Source organism: Streptomyces phyllanthi, assembly GCF_009377205.1.
Lineage (GTDB): Bacteria > Actinomycetota > Actinomycetes > Streptomycetales > Streptomycetaceae > Streptomyces > Streptomyces phyllanthi.
Genome location: NZ_VJZE01000909.1, coordinates 1 through 1329 on the forward strand (window position 1 = coordinate 1; position 1329 = coordinate 1329).

The following is a 1329-nucleotide window of genomic DNA, read 5'->3' on the forward strand; positions in this document are numbered from 1 at the left end:
CGCCCCCACGTCGCTCCCCGACCCGCCTGCCACTCCACGCCCGTCGGTACGTCCCCAAGGAGACACGCACCATGCCCACCTTCCACCGCCAGCCCGAGTGGCAGCAGAAGGCCGGCCGGCACACACGGCTGGTCGACCCGGTCCTCACCGTGCGGCAGCTGTCGCGCTTCGAGTTCAACATGAGGTCCCTCGTCCGCATCGACCACGCGCTGGTCTTCTCCACACCGAAGGGCGGCTACGAGGCCTATCTGCCGCCGCAGCGGCCGACGCGCGCCGACGTGGCCGCCAAGCGGTACACCGCCGTGTACGAGGTCGACATGGGCGTGCACCCGTCCACGGACGAGCTCCGACTGCCCAGCGACAACGACGCGTTCGAGTTCACCGCCGAGGCCGAACTCTCCTGGCAGGTCCTCGACCCCGCCCGGTTCGTGGCGAGCGGGCACCGGAACGTGCCCGCGCTGATCCTCGGTGAACTCCAGCAGGCGGCCCGGCCCGTGACCCGCCGCTTCTCCATCGCCGACAGCGCCACCGCCGAGCGGGAGCTGCTGGAGGCGGTCACCGTGCTGGGGCCCCTCGGCGCGACCGCGGGACTCCAGGTCACCTGGACCCTCCGGCTGCGGCGCGACCAGGAGAACATCGACCACCAGAAGCGGCTCCAGGCCATCGACCATTCCGCCACCGAGCAGATGCGCGTGGCGCAGCGCGGCATGGACGTGGACGTGGAGGTGGACCGCCGCAACCGCCAGCAGGACGCCCTGCAGATCGAGCGGGCCATGCAGTACGGCGGGCAGCAGCAGGAACTCGCACTCCAGCAGCAGCGGTGGCAGTACGAACAGGCGATGCTGCACAGCGGCCAGCAGCACCAGCTCGCCCTCCAGCAGGGGCAGCAGGAGCTGGAACTCCAGCAGGTCGAGGCGCAGAAGATCGCCTTCTACCAGTGGCATCTGCAACAGGGCGGCGTCCACGCCTGGGCACTGCACCTCGCCAGTCATCCGGAGGACTCCCGCCTGGTCATGTCCAGCATGCGCGAGGACCAACTCCGCATGATCCAGTCCCAGATGGACCTGGTGACCCAGCTCCTGGGCAGCGACGCAGCCGAGAACTGGGAGCTGGAGGAGCCCAAGAAGCTCGCCCTGCGCACGGTCAACGACATCCTCACCCAGCGCCTCCCCGGAGTGCCCCAGACCCCGCCACCGCTCCCGTACGACGACGGTCCGGGACAACTCGCGGCGGGGCAGCAGGACACGGGCGACGCGGGGCAAGCGGGGCAACAACCACAGGGCCCGCCCCCGCCCGGCCACCACCCGGCACAGACGCCCACGGCAGGGC

At 70.8% G+C, this 1329-nt stretch carries 1 protein-coding gene; it reads left to right on the forward strand.

What is annotated here, in order from left to right; translation table 11 throughout:
• Nucleotides 1-71: 71 nt before the first annotated feature.
• Nucleotides 72-1329: hypothetical protein (locus FNH04_RS46050; RefSeq protein ID WP_152792159.1), on the forward strand; the 1258-nt coding region annotated here is incomplete at its 3' end.